This window comes from Paraburkholderia sp. BGA-UO-ETr-F21 (assembly GCF_059567925.1).
This window is the reverse complement of sequence record NZ_JCAQOY010000009.1, coordinates 1-17,645: the sequence shown is the minus strand read 5'-3', so window position 1 is coordinate 17,645 and position 17,645 is coordinate 1. Positions and strand designations below refer to the sequence as shown.

Here is a 17,645-nt window from a genome sequence, read left to right as displayed (position 1 = left end):
CGAATCTTCAAGCGCCGATGCAACGAGCGGCATGTCGCTTGCAAACGGTGGCTGGCTCGGGCGGCGTTTCGCGCTCGGCGCGCGCAAGACCAGCGTGCGGGTCGAGACGATCGCGGGCATCACCTCGTTTCTCGCGGCCGCGTACTTGCTGGTGGTGATTCCGTCACTGCTCGCCGCGGGCGGCATGGATCGCGGCGCGGCCACCACCGCGACGATCCTCGTATTCGTGCTGAGCACGGTGCTGATGGCGCTGTACGCGAACTTGCCGTTTCTGGTCGGACCGGGTATCGGCGGCTCGGTGATTCTCGGCATTACGCTCGCGGGCGAACATGTCGCGTGGCAAACGGGGCTCGGCATCGCGTTCGTCTCCGGCGTGCTGTTTCTGATCCTGACGCTGGTGGGTGCGCGCAGTCTGGTGGTGCGGCTGATTCCGGCGCAGATCAAGCTCGGGCTCGGCGCATCGATTGGTTTGTTCATCGCGGTGCTCGGCTTTCGCAATGCGGGCATGGTGATCGCCAACGCGAAGACCAATGCGCTCGCGCTCGGCGACTTTTCGCGGCCAGGCACACTCGTCGCGCTGGTCGGACTCGGCGCGGCAGTCGTTCTGCAAGGACGCCGCGTGCCCGGCGCCATTCTGTGGGCGATCCTGATCGCGGCGGCCACGGGCGTGCCGCTCGGCGTCACGCATATGCCAGCGTCGTTTCTGTCGTGGCCACACAGTATCGCGCCGATCGCGTTCAAACTCGATATCGCCGGCGCGCTGAGCGTCGCGTCCATTCCGTATCTGTTCGTATTCTTCGCAGCCGAATTCTTTTCCACGCTCGGCACCACGCTCGCCGTCGGCGCCAAAGCGGATCTGCTCGACGAAAACGCCAATCTGCCCAATATCAACCGGCCGTTTCTGGTCGATTCGATTGCCGCGACGCTCGGCCCCGTATTCGGCATTCCGGCGCTCACCGCGTTGGTGGAATCGGCGGCGGGTGTGGAAGCGGGTGGCCGCTCCGGCCTGTCGTCGCTCGCCGCGGCCGCCATGTTCGCGCTGATGCTGCTGTTCGTGCCGGTCGCGCTGGCGATTCCGAAAGAAGCGACCGCGCCCGCGTTGATCCTGATCGGCCTGTCGATGTTCAGCACGATCCGCCACACGCATTTCGACGACTTCACCGACTCCCTGCCGGTGCTCTCCATGGTGCTGCTCACGCTGATGTCGAACAGCTTCGGCACCGGCATTGCAGGCGGCCTGCTCTGCTACGTCCTCGTCAAACTGCTCGCGGGACGTTTCCGCGAAGTGCCGTGGGGCCTGTATGTGCTGGCCGTGCCGCTCGGCTACTACTTCTATACCGTGGTCAAGCCGCACTGAGCCCCGCGCCTTCGCGCCACGAGTTCACCTTGCATTCGCACTACACTGAGTTTTGCGCACTACCGAAAACCATACCGACATGAAAGAGACAATGGGTAACGTGCCCGCATCGCGTCTGAACATCGGGCTGACCGACGCGCATCGCGCCTTCTTCAAGGCACTGCCGAAAGCCGAATTGCACTGCCACCTGCTGGGCGCGGTGCGTCATGAGACGTTCATCGCGCTGGCCGAAAAAAGCCATGCGCCGCTCAGTCGCGAGGAAATCGATTCTTTCTACAAGCGTGGCGAAAAACCGGTCGGCGTGCTGCGCGTGCTGCGCGCGCTCGACGAACATCTGCTCACGCAAGCGGACGATCTGCACCGTATCGCCTACGAATATCTCGCCGATGCCGCCGCGCATCAGGTTCGTCACAGCGAATTCTTCTGGAATCCTACCGGCACGGTGCGCGTCTCGCACATTGCCTATGCCGATGCGCAAGCGGCAATCGTCACCGCCATTCGCGACGCCGCGCGCGACTTCGGCATCAGCGCGCGGCTGATCCCGAGCATCGATCGCGAAGCCGATCCCGACGAAGCCGTCGCGCTGGTCGACTGGATGTGCGCCAACCGCGCCGACGAAGTGGCGGGCCTCGGCATCGACTATCGCGAGAACGACCGGCCGCCGGAACTGTTCTGGAAGGCATATCGCCACGCGCGCAACGCTGGCTTCAAAACCACCGCGCACGCGGGCGAATTCGGCATGCCGTGGCGCAATGTCGAAACCGCGGTCGATCTTCTGCAGTGCGACCGCATCGATCACGGCTATACGATCGTGGACAATCCGCAACTGGCCGAGCAATACGCCGCGCGGGGCATCGTCTTCACCGTGGTGCCGACCAACTCGTACTACCTGCGTACGCTGGCCCCGGACGTGTGGGCTGAACAACATCCGCTGCGGCGCATGCCGCAACTCGGCCTGAAGATCCATCCGAATACCGACGACCCCACGCTGCACAAAGTGAACCCGAGCGAAGCATGGCAGTTGATGTACAGCCACTTCGGGTTCAGCGTCGCGGAACTGCGGCAATTCATGCTGAACGGGATTGACGGCGCGTGGGTCGACGAGGCCACGCGCAACACGTGGCGCGCGGAGTGGGCGACGGAGTTCGACAAGCTCGCTGCCACGCTGCCCGCCTGATCCGAACACGCGAAGCGGCGCGTTGTATCGCGCACGCGCCGCCTGCGCGCCCTCATTCTCCGATCCATGATCCGCGCAGATCGCTGTCGTGCAGCAGCTGCAGCAACGTGCCCGCCGGCCGGCTGAGCCGTTTTGCCGCGAGAGCGATGAATTCCACCGACGGCAGCACCGGCAGACTCGCCGTATTCAGCGGCGGTGCAAGCCCCCGCGCGGCGAGATACTGCGGACGAACCGTGATGCCGAGCCCGCCGCGCGCGGCTGCGATACAACCAGCGTGACTGCTGCTCGTACACACCAGTTGCCAGCTGAAGCCGGCCTCGGCGAGCGCGTCGAGCACGACGGCCCGCGTCACGCTCGGCTCCGCGACCAGAATCAGCGGCAACGGCTGGCTCAGGTCGACCAGCGTGCCGGCGCGCGCCAGCCACTCCAGCCGTCCGGTGAAGAGCGGCACGCCGCGCCGGTCGCCGAGCCGCCTTTTGCCGACCAGCAGATCGATCGCCCCCGCATCGAGCAGTTCGTACAGCTTGCCGGTCATGCCGATGGTGATTTCCAGTTCGACATCCGGATGCGCGTTGCGAAAGGCCGCCAGCACCGTCGGCAGCGGGCCGAGCGCGACATCGTCCGAGGAACCGAGCCGCACGCGGCCTTTCAGACGCGGCGCGCGAAACTGCGACTCCGCCCGCGCCAGCGCCTGCAGAATCACGCTGGCGTGCGCGAGCATGGCTTCGCCGTCGGGCGTCATGGCAAGCGAATGGGTGTCGCGCACGAACAGGCGCCGGCCGACGCTCTCTTCGAGCCTTCGGATGTGTTCGCTGACGCTCGATTGCGTGAGGTCGAGCCGCCGTCCCGCCTCGGTAAAGCTGTGGCACGCGGCGACGGTCGAAAAGGTCTTGAGCCAGATGGGATTGAGCATGAGCCATTGTCACCTCGCTTATCGGCAAAGTCGATAACAGTCAGCGCCCCTAGTGGGGTTCCCGATTGACGAGGATGTCAATATGATGACGGAATCGCCCCACCGAATGCTCCGGTCCCGGCGGCCGCCCGCTCATGCCGCCGCCCCGCCGCCCGTTAAAGATGACCAAGGATTCTTCCCAGACCGCACTGCTGTGGATCGTCGCCGCCGGCTTTTTCATGCAGTCGCTCGACACGACGATCGTCAATACGGCGTTGCCGTCGATTGCAAACAGCTTGCACGTCGCGCCACTCGCCATGCAGCCGATCGTGGTCGCGTACACCTTGACCATGGCGATGCTCACGCCGGCCTCCGGCTGGCTCGCCGACCGCTTCGGCACGCGGCGCGTCTATTTCGTGGCAATCCTCCTGTTCGTGATCGGCTCGATCTGCTGCGCGAGCGCGCATACACTCGGCCAGCTGGTGCTGGCGCGCGTGCTGCAAGGCGTGGGCGGCTCGATGTTGCTGCCGATCGGACGGCTCGCGGTCTTACGCAGCGTGACGGGCGAGCAGTACGTGGCGGCACTCGCGTTCATTTCGGTCGCGGGACAACTGGGGCCGATCGCCGGGCCGACGCTCGGCGGCTGGTTCGTTCAGGCGATCACGTGGCACTGGATTTTCCTGATCAACGTGCCGATCGGCGCTATGGGGCTGTACGCGGTGCAGCGCTTCCTGCCGGCGCATGGCGAAACCCAGGCGCCGCCGTTCGACTTCATTGGCTGCGCGCTGCTGTCGCTGTGCATGATCGCGTTTTCGCTCGCCGTCGACGCGCCCATGCCGACGCATCGGCTGGCCTGGTCGGCGGCGCTCTTCGTGCTCGCCGCCGTGAGCGCGCTCGCCTACATTCCGTACGCGAAACGCCGCGCCAATCCGCTCTTCAAGCTTTCGCTCTTTCGCGAGCCGAATTTCAGCGTCGGTCTGATCGGCAACCTGGTGTGCCGCATCGGTTCGAGTGCCGTACCGTTCCTCGTGCCCTTGCTGCTGCAATTGCAACTGGGCTATTCGCCGCTGCATTCGGGGCTGATGATGCTGCCCGCGGCGCTGGCCGGCACCGTCGCCAAACGCTGGATCGCGCCGCTTGTGCGCCGTTATGGCTATGACACGTTCCTGCTCGTCAATACCGTGATCGTCGGTTCGTCGATCGTGGCCTTTGCACTGATCACGCGCGACACGCCGCTCGTGGTCGGGATCGTGATTCTGGCGGTGTTCGGGGCGTCCAACTCCATGCAATTCGCGGCGATGAACAGCGTCACGCTCAAAGACCTCTCGCATGCCGACGCCGGCAGTGGCAACAGCCTCTTTTCCATGGTGCAGATGCTCGCGATCGGGCTGGGCGTCTCGATCGGCGGCGGCCTCGTGAATCTCTTTTCCGCGCAAGTGGGATCGGCGGCGCTCGGGTTCCGGCTCGCCTTCGTGTGTGTCGGCGTGATCACGCTGGTGTCAGCCTGGGTGTTTCGTCACCTCGACGAAACGCCTGCCTCGCGCACCGTGCGCGCGCAAGCGACCCAAGGCGCGGGCCGCTAACGGGACCATCGGCGGCGCGCACAATAAAAATACGCGCGACGCCGAGTTGTCCGCTATTCCATCCAAATATGCCCAATGCATGACGAGAGCCGCATGTTCCTGTTGCATCGGACGAGCTCATGCAGATTGACGCCCGCCGCGTGATTGACGCGGTAGCGCGGCTGTCGTTCCACTCATGACATGACATCATTCGTCCGCCTTACCAGGCGGCGTTTCCCCGTTTTGGCGCGTGAATTCAAACGGACTTTCGCGTTAGCATGTCACGCATTAATGCATAACAAAGGACTCTCACATGCCATTTGACGAGCGCATGCTGAACGGCATGGGCGTCTTGACGGCGATCGTCGATTGCGGCAGTTTTGCGGCCGCCGGCGAAGCGCTCGACATGTCGCAATCCGGGGTCAGCCGTTCGGTCGCACGGCTCGAAGCGCGGCTCGGCATCCGGCTTTTCGATCGCACCACGCGCTCGGTCGCGTTGACCGACGAAGGCCGGCGCTTCTACGAACAGATCGTGCCGCTTCTGGGCGGACTCGAAGAAGCCGCGGCATCCGCCGCGCACGGCGCGACCGCTGTTCGCGGACGTTTGCGCGTGAACATGGATCCGTTCTTTTCGCGGCTCGTGCTTGGGCCGAGGCTGGGCGGGTTTGTCGACCGGCACCCCGACCTGCAGCTCGAACTGATCACCCGCGACCAGTTGGGCGATATGGTCGCCGACGGTTTCGATCTCGCGATCCGTTTCGGCGATCCGCCGGCATCGACGCTGATTGCCCGCAAGCTGCTGGACACACGGATTCTCACCGTGGCCGCGCCGTCGTATCTGAAGAAGCATGGGCATCCGGTGAATCCGGCCGAACTCGAAAGCGGCAAGCATGTGTGCATCAAATTCCGCGATCCGCTGACGGGCTACCCGTTCAGCTGGGAATTTCATCGCGGCCGCAAAAAGACCGTGATTACGCCGCAAGGCCGTTTGACCGTCAACGACGTGGGCACCTTGCATAGTGCCTGCGCAGCCGGCCAGGGCGTCGCGCAGATTCTCGCGCTCGGCGCCGAATCGCTCATGGCGAGCGGCAAACTGGTCGAACTCTTTCCGGATTGGGGCGACGAGCTTTATCCACTGTACGCGCTCTATCCTTCGCGGCACCATCCGCCCGCGAAGGTCCGTGCGTTTTTCGAATTTGTCGTTTCGCTTACGGGCGGCGCGCCGCGCGAACCGGCGGCCTGAGTCCCGCTTCGGCGACGTTTGCGCGGCACGCCGCGCCGCGTCAGGAAATCGTATAGCGGTTTTGCGGGCCGCCGAGATATAGCCCGCGAGCGAGCGTCAGAATTTGCTCGCGATGCCGGTCGAACGCCGCGAGCACGGCCGGTTCGTCGGCGCCCACACTGGGGCTCAGATTCGAAATCACCGAACGGGTGACGACGAAAGCGATTTCGCGCGCATTGTCATAGCCCCAGAAATTGACGCAGTGGTGCGAGGCGTCATAGCTGCGGCTTGGGTTCGGGAAGTTGAGGGACATTTCGTACTCCCGCGAGAAAGGGTTCTCGTCCACGGTGCGCTGAATGACGGGCATGGTCAAGCGCTTGTTTGTAAGTATGGAGGTCAGCCTGTTCTGGAATCGGCCTTGCGGCAGCAATGCTTGCGCGTCTTCGCTCGACGGCAGTCACCGCAGACGCGTGTCGCGCTCGCGTGGTCATCCTCCGGTAACACACGGCGCCCTGTCCGAGGTGCTTTCATCGTTATGGCAATCCGCCTCAATGGGTTGCAACGCAGCGTCCCTTCAACATAACGAAATGCCCTATGACAAACTCCGTCTCCGATTTTCGCATTCCGTCCGGAAACGCACCCGGCACGCTGCCGAGCCGGCACAACGCTGTCGCCCCGAAGCCCGCAGTCGTGGCGTCGAAAGACACGACCACGCCGGCCGAATTCGCCCAAACCATGCTGAACAAGTATGACGGTGGCAACCAATCGATCAACTACGCAAACGACACGAAAGTCACGCAAGCTCAGGAATCGACGACGAACCTGCTGATGACCGGCTACCCGCGAGGCTTCGCTAACGCGCGGGTGCGTCTGGAGGGTCTCGCGGCCGCTACGGCGCAGATGGACGAGGAAACCCGTGAGGGCTTCGCCGCGCGGGCGAAGGCCGTGATCGGCGAACCGGACGCACAACGCGACGCCGATATCCAGCAACTCAAAACAGACGTGATTGCCCAATTGAAGCGAACGCGCGCCGATCCGCTCAAACGCATGAATGCCGTGTTCAATATGCCGGCTGGCGCCGGGCTGCTCGGCGACGCCGGCACTCAACGCTTGCAGCAGCTGCGCGACCAGTACAGCGCATTTAGCGCACCGGCCGCGACAGCGCAGCAACGCGAGGCCAATTTCGCGCAGGCCGTCAAGATCAAGACTGACCTGCAGCGCGATATCCTCAATAAGGCTGGCGACGTCTACGCGGCGACTCAGAAATCATGGAACGAATCGGCCGCCCGCGTGAACGACATTCTCGACGCGGCGCAGCAGTACAAGGCTGACAAAATCCAACTGCCGAAAACCTCGGACGATCCCGACTGGGATGACAATACGCGCAAGCCGGCCTATGCGAAGACCTTCCCGTACCAGTCGGTAATGGAGAAGCTGCTTTCCGACGACGGCTATTCGAGCCAGGAGCGCGCCACATCATCGGTGCGTCACCGCCCGCCTGAGCAGGTCGCGCAAGATCTGCTGACCTTCCAGCAGGGCATGACGGATCCAACGTCTTCGATATATCGTCGCATGCAGGCCTTGCAGGACCAGGCGCTGACGACCATGGACAAGCCCGGAGAGGGCCTGAGCCACGTTGACAGGCCGCAGACCTACGAGGACGCCGCGAAAAATCCACCTGCCCCCGACAAGGACTACGTGGACAATCTTGCGAAGAACTACGGCGGCGCGCTCAAGGACATCGACGGGAAAAACCGCGAAATGCTGCGCGAGGCTATTCCCGGCCTTGCCGACAAGATTCTCTACGGCATTGGCCGCGTGTTCGCCGACCTGTCGCCGATCCCGGGCGCGGACTGGCTGGCCACCAGGTTGCTCGATGCCGAATTTCCCGATCATGGCGGATTGAGCCGTGGACAGGTGGGCCTGATCGACGCCGGAACGGCAATCGGCGGCCTGTTGCTCGGCGGTCTGGGACCCGAAGGGGAACACCTCGCCGGCGTCGGCGAGCACCCTTCGCCGTCGCTGCCCGCCGGTTCGGTGGACATGTTCGAGCGCAATTTCGCGGGCAGCGGCAGCGAGGCGAAAGACCCAAGCCCCACCGGATCCGACCATCAACACACGCCGGATGCGCCCGCGCTGCCATCACGCTACGCGGCACAACCTTCAGGCACGTTGCAGCCGGACCCGGCGCACGCCGGAGTCCTGATCGATTCGAAGGGGCAGAGGTACATTCAGGATCACGGCCAGAGCTATCCGGTGCGCTACGACACGGCCAACCAGACGTGGCGCGTCGTGCAACCAGACAAACCGGCCGAGCCGGGCGTGCCGATCGAGCGTCGGCCAGACGGCAGCTGGAAGCCGCATGACGCTGTCGGCCTGCGAGGCGGCGGAAACGAGTCCAGAGACCGACACACTGCCGTGGGCGACGAGCAGAAGGCCTACCAGATCCAGCAGGCACATCAGACATTGGCTCACTTGCAAACGCAACTGCAAACCGTCACGCAGGATGTGCTGTCGACCGCGCGAAGGCTCGAGGAGATACGCGGGCTTCAAACAACCACGGAACAACGGAAGGCGGACCTGCTGCAGCGGAAAAATCAGACAGAACAGGAGAGCGCCAACCTGATCGCCCAGCTTCAACAACTCGAAAGCACAGGTCAGCCTCGCGACCCGCAAGTGGACATGCGCATTCGCGAGCTCCGTGATCGAAGGCAAACCATTCGCGCGGAGCTCACCCGCTTCAACGATGATATGGCGAAACTGAGAGGGGAGTTGAACACTCTACTGCCCCAAATCCACCAACTCAACGACCAGCGGCACCAATACCAGCAAATGGAAAGACAACTTCAGACGCAGATCGGGATAGCGCAGTTTGAACTAAGCCAATTGCTGCACTAGTCAGCGGCAGCCGACAGGTTCGCGTTACCACACACTGTCGGCGGTGTCGCCTCACACCACCTCCTCCAGCAACTCCCGCACAGCCGCCCTCGCCTCGCGCGCCAGTTCCTTGAGATCGACACCGTCGATCCGGTCATCCGCCACCACGCGCTTTCCAGCAGAAAACAGCGCCGCGAGCGATGGCCTGCCGCCCGACGCCACCGGCCCGATCGCCGGATCGTGCAAGCCGAAATAGCGCGGGTCGTCGAGCCGATACACCGCGAGATCCGCGGCGAAACCCACCGCAATCCTGCCGACTTCGTCGAGGCCCATGATCCGCGCGCCACCCGCCGTGCCCCAGTGAATCACATCGGCAACGCTCGCGGCGTTCGCGCCGCCTTCGAAATTCCCGCCGCGAAACGTGGGTTGCGCGAGCATGCCGCGGCGCGCGCGTTGCGCGAGCCATGTCATGTGCACTTCGGAGATCATGTCGGCCGCTTCGTTCGACGCCGCGCCGTCGACGCCGATCGACACCGGCACCCCCGCATCGGCCATTTCGCGCACCGGACAAATGCCGCTGCCGAGGCGCCCGTTGCTCTGCGGACAATGGGCGACGCCCGTGCCGGTTTGCGCCAGCAGCGCGATCTCGTCGGCATCGACCTTGACGAGATGCGCGTACCAGACGTCGCTGCCTAGCCAGTCGTGCTCGCCGCAAAACGCAACCGGCGATTGCCGGTACATCGCATGCGCGCTGTCCTGGTAGCCCACCGTCTCCGAGAGATGGCTATGCAGACGCAGACCGAGGCGGCGCGCCACCGCCGCCGTCGCGCGCATTTCGGCAGGCGAGATCGAATACAGCACGGTGGTCGGCGCCATCACGACACGCTGCATCGCGCGCGGCGACGCGTCGTGGAAACGGGTGGCGAGCCGTTCGATATCGGCGATGTAGGCGTCCAGTGTTTCAGGGCGCAACGCGGTCGGCAGTTCGGCCTCGAGCTGGCGCGTTTGCGTCGCGCCGCCGCGCAGCAACACGAAACGCAAGCCGAGCTTCCCGGCCTCCTCGAAGAGAATCGCCGAACTGTCGAAGGGCATGTTCGGGTAGTACACGTAGTTGTGGTCGGCCACCGTCGCGCAGCCCGAGCGCGCCAGTTCGATCAGGCCGATGCGCGCCGCGAGCCGGAAGCGCCGCTCGTCGAAGAGCGCCCGGAAGCGATACGGCGTCGCGGCGAGCCACGGCGTGAGCGTGGCGTCCAGTCCCGCCGTGTCGCCCTTGAGCAGCGACTGGAACAGATGATGATGCGTGTTGACCCATGCCGGATAGACGACGCAATCGGTGGCGTCGACGATCGTCTCGCCCGGCCGCGGGGTGAGCGCGCCGATCGCGTCGATCGTGTCGCCGACAATGCGAATGTCAGGTCCGCTCACGCGCGCGGGATCGTCGGCCGAGCCGCGGCCGCCGGTCATGATCGCCGCCGCGTTGCGGATCAGCGTGCCAGGTGTCGTGTGCTGTGTTGTGTCGTGTGTCGTCATGAGTTCGAGCGAGAGTGTGAAGCTGAGTTCGAGACCGCGTCATTCAAAGCTGGCTGTCGTGCCAGCCGCGCAAGCCCGCGCGCGACACCCACGCCGTGATGGCGAACAGCACCACGCCCGTCACGGTGATCAGCAGCAGCGCCGCGAACAGACGCGGAATATTCAGCTGAAAACCCGCCTGCAAGATCTGATAGGCGAGCCCCGCGCCGCTGCCGCCCGTACCGGCGACGAACTCCGCCACCACCGCGCCGATCAGCGACAACCCGCTCGAAATGCGCAGGCCGCCGAAGAAATACGGCAACGCGCTCGGAATCCGCAAACGCACCAACGTCTGCCAGCGGGTCGCCCGATTGATCCTGAAGAGGTTGATCAAGCCGGGGTTCACGCTGCGCAAGCCGAGCACGGTGTTCGAGATGATCGGGAACAACGCCACCAGCGTCGCGCACAAGACCAGCGCGACGTTCATGTCCTTGACCCAGATGATGATCAACGGCGCGATCGCCACGACGGGCGTGACCTGCAACAGGATCGCGTAGGGAAAGAGGCTCGCCTCGATCAGTGGACTCTGCACGAACAGCAACGCGATGACGACGCCCAGCACCGTGGCCAGCGCGAACGCCAACAGCGTGATCTTCAGGGTCGCGAGCAGGCTGCCGAACAGCAGCGGCGCGTCCTGCACCAACTCGCTCACGATCGCCGACGGCGACGGCACCAGATACGCCGGCACCTTCATCACCACGCACCAGGCTTGCCAGCACGCCAGCACCACGACGCCGACCACCCACGGCGCGATGGCTTTCATCACGCCGGGGCGTTGCAACCATGGCTGCCGCTGGGAACTGGTAGCCGGTCTCGCGGCAGATTTCGCACGCTGCCCTGCGCCCTGCGCTGCAGCCGCAGCTGCCGCTGTCGACGACGCGGCAGCCGCCCCGCGTCCCGACTTGCCCGAATGACCCGCAAGCACTTCGCCCGTCATGATTGCACTCCTGTTTCTTCGTTCGCCAACGACGCGCGATGCGCATCGGTAATCAACTCCGAGAGCGTCTTGCAATGCTGCATGAACGGCTCGCTGACGCGATAGGCGTCGTCGCGTTCGAGCGGACCGTCGATCGGCACATCGGCGATGATGCGGCCCGGCCGCGCCTGCATCACAACCACGCGGCTCGACAGATACACCGCCTCGTAAATGCTGTGCGTGACGAACACCACCGTCATGCCACGCCGCTGCCACAACGCGCGCAGATCGCTGTCGAGGCGGTTGCGGGTGAATTCGTCGAGCGCGCCGAACGGCTCGTCGAGCAGCAGCAGATCCGGCTCGGTCACGAGCGCACGCGCCAGCGACGCGCGCATCTGCATGCCGCCCGACAATTCACGCGGCAGCACGTGGCCGAATTTCGCGAGCCCCACGCCGTCGAGCGCAGCGGCCACGCGCGCGTCGGCTTCGCGCCGCGGCACATGCGCGAGATCGAGCGGCAAGCGCACGTTGTCGGCGACCGTGGCCCACGGCATCAGCGTCGCCTCCTGAAACACCATCGACATGCGCCGCCCCGGCGAGCCGACCGTCTCGAACGCTTGCCCCCACCAGCGCAGATGGCCGTGCGTGGGCGTTTCGATGCCGGCAAACATTTTCAGCAGCGTGCTTTTGCCGCAACCCGACGGGCCGAGCAGCGAAACGAACTCGCCGGGTTCGATGGCAAGGCGCACGTCCTCCAGTGCGATCGTGCCGTTCGCATAGCGCTTGTCGACGCGCTGCACCGAGAGCGACGGCGCGGCCACGTCAGCGATAAAGGCTTGAGTCGCCGCCATGATCATTCCTCCACGTGAATGGGCAATACTTCGCGAAATACTTCGGACTCGCCATGATCGTTCAGCAGCTTGAGCAGCATGCGGCGCATCAGCAAGCCGGGCTGATCCGATTCCATATGGCACTCCTGCTGACGCCGCACGTCGATGCACGCGTCGTAGTCGGTGGCTTCGAGAATGTCGCGGTCTTCGTCGGTGATCGGGCGATCCCAGTCGATCAGTTCCTGCGTCGAACACGCGTCTTCGGTGTCGTTGCGATAGAGCCATTGCGACAGCATCAGCGTGCGGTCGTCGATCGGCGTCGCGCAGTTGTAGATGATGTGATGGATACCGCTCGCCGGATACACGCAGCCAAAGCGCCGCGCGAACGGCATGAACCAGCGGTTGATCAGATGCCGCTCGGTGACTTCCTCGGTCGTGCCGGTGATGCGGTAGCTCGCCGGCGGATTGCGCACGGGCACATGCGTCTCGGCTTCGAAGCCCCAATCGTGGGGACGGAATTCGTACTTCGACGGTTTCGGATTGTCGAACAGGCCGAAGTTGCCTTTATGCACAAAGCTGAAATGCGAGTTGTCGAACGAGTTTTCCATCATGCGCAGCGGACTCGTTTCCCAACGCTCGTAAAACTGCAGGATGCGGCGATAGCCGGGCGCACCGTCTTCGGGAAACTCGGGGATGGGCTGCAACGGGTCCTCTAGCGCGACCCACGCGTAGCCGTAGCGTTCTTCGCAGCGATATGACGGCACCACGGCTCGCGACGGAATCGCGCCGCCGCCGTTCTGCGGAATCTTCACGCATTGGCCCGAGCAGTCGTAGGTCCAGCCGTGATAGCCGCAGGCGATATTGCCGTCGCTATCGACGAATCCCTTCGACAGTTTCGCCGTGCGGTGACAGCAGCGATCACGCAACGCGTGCGGCTTGCCGCCCGCGCCTTTCCATAACACGATCGGCTCGCCGAGCAAGGTGAAGGGCTGCGGTCCGGCGTCGAGTTGCGCCATCGGCATGATGGCGTACCAGAAGCGGCGCAGGACGTTTTGACGGGTGACCAGCATGTGATGCTCCTTCTTTCAGGCGTTCAGGCGTTGGGGCGAGGTGCGATGTCTGCGTGGAGGGCCAGCCTCAAGGCATCACCTTCGCGTTCTGAATGAATTGCAGCGTGTAGGCCGCGTGATAGTCGGTAGCGGGCTTGAGCAGTTTCGCGTCGACCATGTAATCGAAGGTCTTTTTCCAGCGCGCGTCGGTCATGGTGCCGATGCCTTGCGTGGCCGCATCGCCGCCGGTTACGAGCTTGAGTTTCTTCAGTTGCGCCACGCCGTAGGCGAGTTGGGCGTCGCTCATCTGCGGGTTGTCTTTCTTGATCAGCGCATTGCCCGGCGCGGGATCGTTCAGATAGCTCTTCCACCCTTCCATCGACGCCTTCACGAAACGCGCCACGACGTCCGGCTTGTTTTTCATCGTGTCGCGCATCGTGACGATGGTCGAGTTGTACGGCGGATAGCCGTCATCGGCGAACAGGAAGAAGTGCGCGTTCGCATGAGCCTGCTCCGCCTGGAACGTTTCCGACGACGGATACGCCTGCATCGCCACGTTCGGATCGGCAAAGAACGGCTGCAGGTTGAAGGTGTACGGACGCGCTTGAGCCTCGGTGTAGCCGTACTTCGCCTTCAGCCACGGCCACCACGTCGTGCGGCCCGAACCGGCGACGAGGATCGTCTTGTTCTTCAGGCCGGCGAGACTGGTCACGTCGGCGTGGGTCATCATGCCTTGCGGGTCGTACTGGAACGCGGCGGCCACGGTGGTGACGGGAATGCCGGCTTCCACGCTGGAGAGCACCTGGAAGTCGTAGCCGAGCAGAAAGTCCGCCTGCCCGCCAGCCAGCAACTGCATGCCGTTGACCTGCGGACCGCCCATTTTGATCGTGACGTCGAGCCCGTATTTCTTGTAGATGCCGGTCGCGACGGCCTGATAGAAACCGCCGTGCTCGGCTTGCGCATACCAGCTCGTCAGCAGGCTGACGTGATCGTCGGCGTGAGCCGGCGGCGCAACGAATACGCCAAGCGCAGCGCCGGCCAGGAGGGCGGCGCTAGCGGCACGGGCCGCGATCGAACGAGCGGACACTGCAATGCGGGGGAGAAGATGCAACACGCGCATGACTGAACTCCGTGTGAATGTGGAAAGAGTTGGGATCGTGAGAAGGCAAGGCTGAATGCCGGACAAGGAACGGGCGATGTGACTGCCGCGCTGCGCGCATGCTCGATCGATACGACGCGTGGGCATGGATGAACGCAAAAGCGAACGCAAAAGCGAACGCAGCTCGCCGCGTGTGATTGCGGTGATGCACGACAGTCGGGTGAAGATTTGGGGCAACTGCATCGCACGCTCCTTGTTGGCGGAACCGGACAGTTCCGTTCAAACGCCGAATTGCTTCGACGTGGGCGCACGATGCGCCCCAAGAGCAATGCCCCACGGTGACCGGCATGGACATGCCGGCTCGCTAGCCGCTTCTACTCTGATTTTCCTTTAAGCGAATGTTGTGCCAGCTGCTGCGAAGCAGCATGCCATGCGTGCAGTGGGCGTTCAGGCGCAATGCGTCAGCGGCGGCCGCGTCGCACTGACGTACGACTGCACTCGGGCGATGCGCGCCGGCACTGTCCAGGTGCAGATACGGCGCGAATGCTTCGCTAATGACACGCCGGATCGCGAGCCGGGCCTGCCGCTTGCTGCATCGAACATGTCATCCAATCAGGAGAGAAACATGAGCGAAACGAAAGTGCGTGGCGATCAGAAACCGGCTGATATGGAGCATCCGCAGCCGGTCGTGCACAGCGACAACGAGAAAAGCAAGCTGCCGGAACGCGACGACGAGGGCCGCAATCAGTCGCCCGCAGACCGTCCGGGCAAAAAACCCGGCGAGGGAGAACCCTCGGTTAGTTGAAATCGTGCGTGTTGGCGGGCGAGCGGCTTTGCTGCTTTTTTTCAGCGAAGCCGCATAAATATTCCCCTTCAGCGCGCTTTCATACGGCAAACATTTCTTCCTTATTTTTACCGATTATTTTTTTGGTGTGATGGACTATTTTTCTGCTTGCAGCGACGTGTGCGTCAAGCGGACCAGCTGCCGCCCCTCAACAGATAACAAAGGCGACGCTTATGTCCATCACTTCGACCCCCTCCACCCACCCCAAGGTTTCCATCTGTCTGCCCACTTGCGACCGCCCTGATCTGCTCGTGACGTGCATCGACTCGTGCCTGACGCAAAGCTACGGCAATCTGGAAATCCTGATCGGCGACGACTCGGCGGACAGGCGCACGGAGCGGTTGATCACAACGCGTTATGCACGCGAGCCACGCGTGCGCTATATGAGGAATCAGCCTTCCCTCGGCCAGGCGCGCAACGTCGCGAACCTGTTCAGGCGGGCGAGCGGCGACAAGATTCTGCTGATCCACGACGACGACCTGCTCACCACGGACGGCGTCGAAAAACTCCTGTCGCTATGGACGCTGCATCCGCGACTCGAAGTGGCATTCGGCGATCAGTATGAAGCCGACCATGGCGGCGCCATCGATTTCGCGGCGAGCGCGAAGCTGAACGCCGCGTTTCGACGCTCGAAGGCTGCCGAGGGCCTGCAATCCCTGCCGGGTAGAACCGGGCTCATTCAGATGTTCCCGAACAACGGCTGGATGGCCAACGCCGAACTCGTGAAACGGATCGGCTACAAAGACACGTACGGCGTATGCTGCGATTTCGTGTTCGGCACCGAGCTGTGTCTCGCGGCGCGCGAGGTCTTCTACCTGCACGACTACGTGTCCGTGTATCGCAAGACGGCAAGCTCGATCTCGCACAGCACGCGCGGCACGACGGCCGCGGCGACGCTCTGCGCGTATGCGTACGTCAAGGCATTGAAGCTGCCGGCGCAACTCGAGCCGTCGCGCAGATTGGCGTTGCGCCGTCTCGCGCCGATCGTGGTGTCGGCTCACGCGAAGAACCGTCAGGCGCTCGCCGGACTCAAAGTCGCCTTCGCCCATCTGTTCGCGTACCGCTATGGGCTGAACGCGCGGCTTTACTACCATCTTCTGATGCTCGCGCGTGGCGCGTTGAGCGCGCGCCAGCAGGCCGTGGCGGCGGCCGCGGTCGCTGCGGTGGCTACGGCGCCCGCGGTGGGCGTGGATCCGGCCGCCGTCGTCAAGGAGTTGGTCCCGGAGTTCGCGAGCGATCATTCGGAGCCGGTGTAACGCGGCGCCGGCGCTGAACGCCGGTCAGCGCGAGGGCAATAAGCGGGTTTTCTGCTAAGCATCCGCTGCTAAGCAAACGCGTATTTGTTGCTTGGTCTCACGCAACACGCTGACTAGGATAGGTGTGATCCATCACCAGACCTGAGGCGATACGCCATGTCCGACAGTGCCTGTTTCAAGCCGCGTGTGATCGAACCGGTCGTCGTCAACCAGCCTGAAGGATTGGGGCTCGCAGTGGAGTTGTGGCTCGCGCAACCCGTCGACGGAATCACCGGGCGGGCGCTGCAGATTCACTTGCGCAGCGGCGCGAAAATGGCGCAGGCCGAAGCGCTGCGCGATCTGCTGCACGCGTTGGGCACTGAGATCATCGTGGCGTGAGCGTACTCCGCGCGGTCGATACGCCTTCCGCTCAAAGCGTTAAGGCCGCGAAAACGGCGCTCCGGGCCTCCCTGGAGCGCCGCTCGCGAACCGCTGCGGTCGTGCCTAATGGTGCCTAATGGTGCGTTATGGTGCCTTGCAGATTCAAGGCTCGTGACGCAAATACCCTTCTTTCGATGGATCGCGCATACGCAGCGAGACGAGCCCGGCAATCGCGCAGAGCGCAGTGACGTACCAGTAGAACGTGGACTCGCTGCCCGCCTGCTTCAACCACAGCGCGACATACTCCGCCGAGCCGCCGAAGATCGCATTGGCCACCGCATACGACAACCCCACGCCCAGCGCGCGCACTTCAGGCGGGAACATTTCCGCCTTGATCAGACCGCTGATCGACGTGTAGAAGCTCACAATGGCGAGCGCCAGCACCACCAGACCAAATGCCGCGTACGGGCTCGTCACGTCTTTCAGCGCGTGCAGCAACGGCACCGTGCCGATAGTCGCGAAAAACCCGAAGAACAGCATCGAACGGCGGCGGCCGATGCGGTCCGACAATGCACCGAACGCCGGCTGCATCACCATATACACGAACAGCGCCGCGGTCATCACGTTGCTGGCCG

The 17,645-nt window shown here is 63.7% G+C and carries 16 protein-coding genes; 8 read left to right on the top strand and 8 right to left on the bottom strand.

Features of this window, described 5'->3' with window-relative positions; translation table 11 throughout:
- Nucleotides 1-31 precede the first annotated feature (31 nt).
- Together AC57B1_RS08215 and add are read left to right on the top strand one after the other, a co-directional pair.
- Nucleotides 32-1,357: an NCS2 family permease gene (locus AC57B1_RS08215; protein ID WP_091800446.1), complete on the top strand. Its 1,326-nt coding sequence runs from the start codon at nt 32-34 to the stop codon at nt 1,355-1,357.
- Nucleotides 1,358-1,436: 79 nt separating this feature from the next.
- Nucleotides 1,437-2,534 (top strand): adenosine deaminase, encoded by a 1,098-nt coding sequence (gene add, locus AC57B1_RS08210; RefSeq protein ID WP_408298159.1) that lies wholly within the window; start codon nt 1,437-1,439, stop codon nt 2,532-2,534.
- Between the two features lie 52 nt (nt 2,535-2,586).
- On the opposite strand, the gene AC57B1_RS08205 is transcribed toward add, so the two are convergent.
- Nucleotides 2,587-3,447 carry a LysR family transcriptional regulator gene (locus AC57B1_RS08205; protein WP_408298161.1) on the bottom strand — a complete coding sequence of 287 codons (861 nt, stop codon included), beginning with the start codon at nt 3,445-3,447 and terminating at the stop codon, nt 2,587-2,589.
- Nucleotides 3,448-3,608: 161 nt separating this feature from the next.
- Here AC57B1_RS08205 and AC57B1_RS08200 point away from each other — a divergent pair, with 161 nt between their 5' ends.
- Together AC57B1_RS08200 and AC57B1_RS08195 are read left to right on the top strand one after the other, a co-directional pair.
- Nucleotides 3,609-5,009, top strand: a complete 1,401-nt coding sequence (locus AC57B1_RS08200) for a DHA2 family efflux MFS transporter permease subunit (RefSeq protein WP_408353299.1) — start codon at nt 3,609-3,611, stop codon at nt 5,007-5,009.
- Between the two features lie 292 nt (nt 5,010-5,301).
- Nucleotides 5,302-6,231 carry a LysR family transcriptional regulator gene (locus AC57B1_RS08195; RefSeq protein ID WP_496417198.1) on the top strand — a complete coding sequence of 310 codons (930 nt, stop codon included), beginning with the start codon at nt 5,302-5,304 and terminating at the stop codon, nt 6,229-6,231.
- A gap of 40 nt (nt 6,232-6,271) precedes the next feature.
- On the opposite strand, the gene AC57B1_RS08190 is transcribed toward AC57B1_RS08195, so the two are convergent.
- Entirely contained in the window at nt 6,272-6,523 is a 252-nt protein-coding gene (locus tag AC57B1_RS08190) for a DUF1488 family protein (RefSeq protein ID WP_091800441.1), read from the bottom strand.
- Between the two features lie 515 nt (nt 6,524-7,038).
- Here AC57B1_RS08190 and AC57B1_RS08185 point away from each other — a divergent pair.
- Complete coding sequence (locus AC57B1_RS08185; RefSeq protein WP_496417197.1) at nt 7,039-9,108, top strand: hypothetical protein; 2,070 nt, start codon at nt 7,039-7,041, stop codon at nt 9,106-9,108.
- A 51-nt stretch (nt 9,109-9,159) separates the two neighbouring features.
- On the opposite strand, the gene AC57B1_RS08180 is transcribed toward AC57B1_RS08185, so the two are convergent.
- The 5 genes from AC57B1_RS08180 to AC57B1_RS08160 all read right to left on the bottom strand — a co-directional run bounded on the left by AC57B1_RS08180 (nt 9,160) and on the right by AC57B1_RS08160 (nt 14,571).
- Nucleotides 9,160-10,617: an isoxanthopterin deaminase gene (locus tag AC57B1_RS08180; protein WP_496417196.1), complete on the bottom strand. Its 1,458-nt coding sequence runs from the start codon at nt 10,615-10,617 to the stop codon at nt 9,160-9,162.
- Nucleotides 10,618-10,660: 43 nt separating this feature from the next.
- Nucleotides 10,661-11,419 carry an ABC transporter permease gene (locus tag AC57B1_RS08175; RefSeq protein WP_496417373.1) on the bottom strand — a complete coding sequence of 253 codons (759 nt, stop codon included), beginning with the start codon at nt 11,417-11,419 and terminating at the stop codon, nt 10,661-10,663.
- A gap of 170 nt (nt 11,420-11,589) precedes the next feature.
- A complete protein-coding gene (locus AC57B1_RS08170; protein ID WP_496417195.1) occupies nt 11,590-12,423 on the bottom strand; it encodes an ABC transporter ATP-binding protein in 834 nt (277 codons plus the stop codon).
- Between the two features lie 2 nt (nt 12,424-12,425).
- Nucleotides 12,426-13,472 carry a Rieske 2Fe-2S domain-containing protein gene (locus AC57B1_RS08165; RefSeq protein ID WP_408187159.1) on the bottom strand — a complete coding sequence of 349 codons (1,047 nt, stop codon included), beginning with the start codon at nt 13,470-13,472 and terminating at the stop codon, nt 12,426-12,428.
- A 67-nt stretch (nt 13,473-13,539) separates the two neighbouring features.
- The gene (locus AC57B1_RS08160; protein WP_408353293.1) at nt 13,540-14,571 is read right to left on the bottom strand and encodes an ABC transporter substrate-binding protein; all 1,032 of its coding nucleotides are present in this window, start codon (nt 14,569-14,571) and stop codon (nt 13,540-13,542) included.
- A 604-nt stretch (nt 14,572-15,175) separates the two neighbouring features.
- On the opposite strand from AC57B1_RS08160, the gene AC57B1_RS08155 reads away from it, so the two are divergent.
- From AC57B1_RS08155 to AC57B1_RS08145, 3 genes are all read left to right on the top strand, one after another.
- Entirely contained in the window at nt 15,176-15,355 is a 180-nt protein-coding gene (locus AC57B1_RS08155; RefSeq protein ID WP_177204973.1) for a hypothetical protein, read from the top strand.
- 212 nt (nt 15,356-15,567) lie between these two features.
- Nucleotides 15,568-16,650 carry a glycosyltransferase family 2 protein gene (locus AC57B1_RS08150; protein ID WP_496417194.1) on the top strand — a complete coding sequence of 361 codons (1,083 nt, stop codon included), beginning with the start codon at nt 15,568-15,570 and terminating at the stop codon, nt 16,648-16,650.
- Nucleotides 16,651-16,806: 156 nt separating this feature from the next.
- Nucleotides 16,807-17,028, top strand: a complete 222-nt coding sequence (locus AC57B1_RS08145; protein WP_095419203.1) for a hypothetical protein — start codon at nt 16,807-16,809, stop codon at nt 17,026-17,028.
- A gap of 144 nt (nt 17,029-17,172) precedes the next feature.
- Here the strand turns inward: AC57B1_RS08145 and AC57B1_RS08140 are convergent.
- Nucleotides 17,173-17,645: MFS transporter (locus AC57B1_RS08140; RefSeq protein ID WP_496417193.1), on the bottom strand; the 473-nt coding region annotated here is incomplete at its 5' end.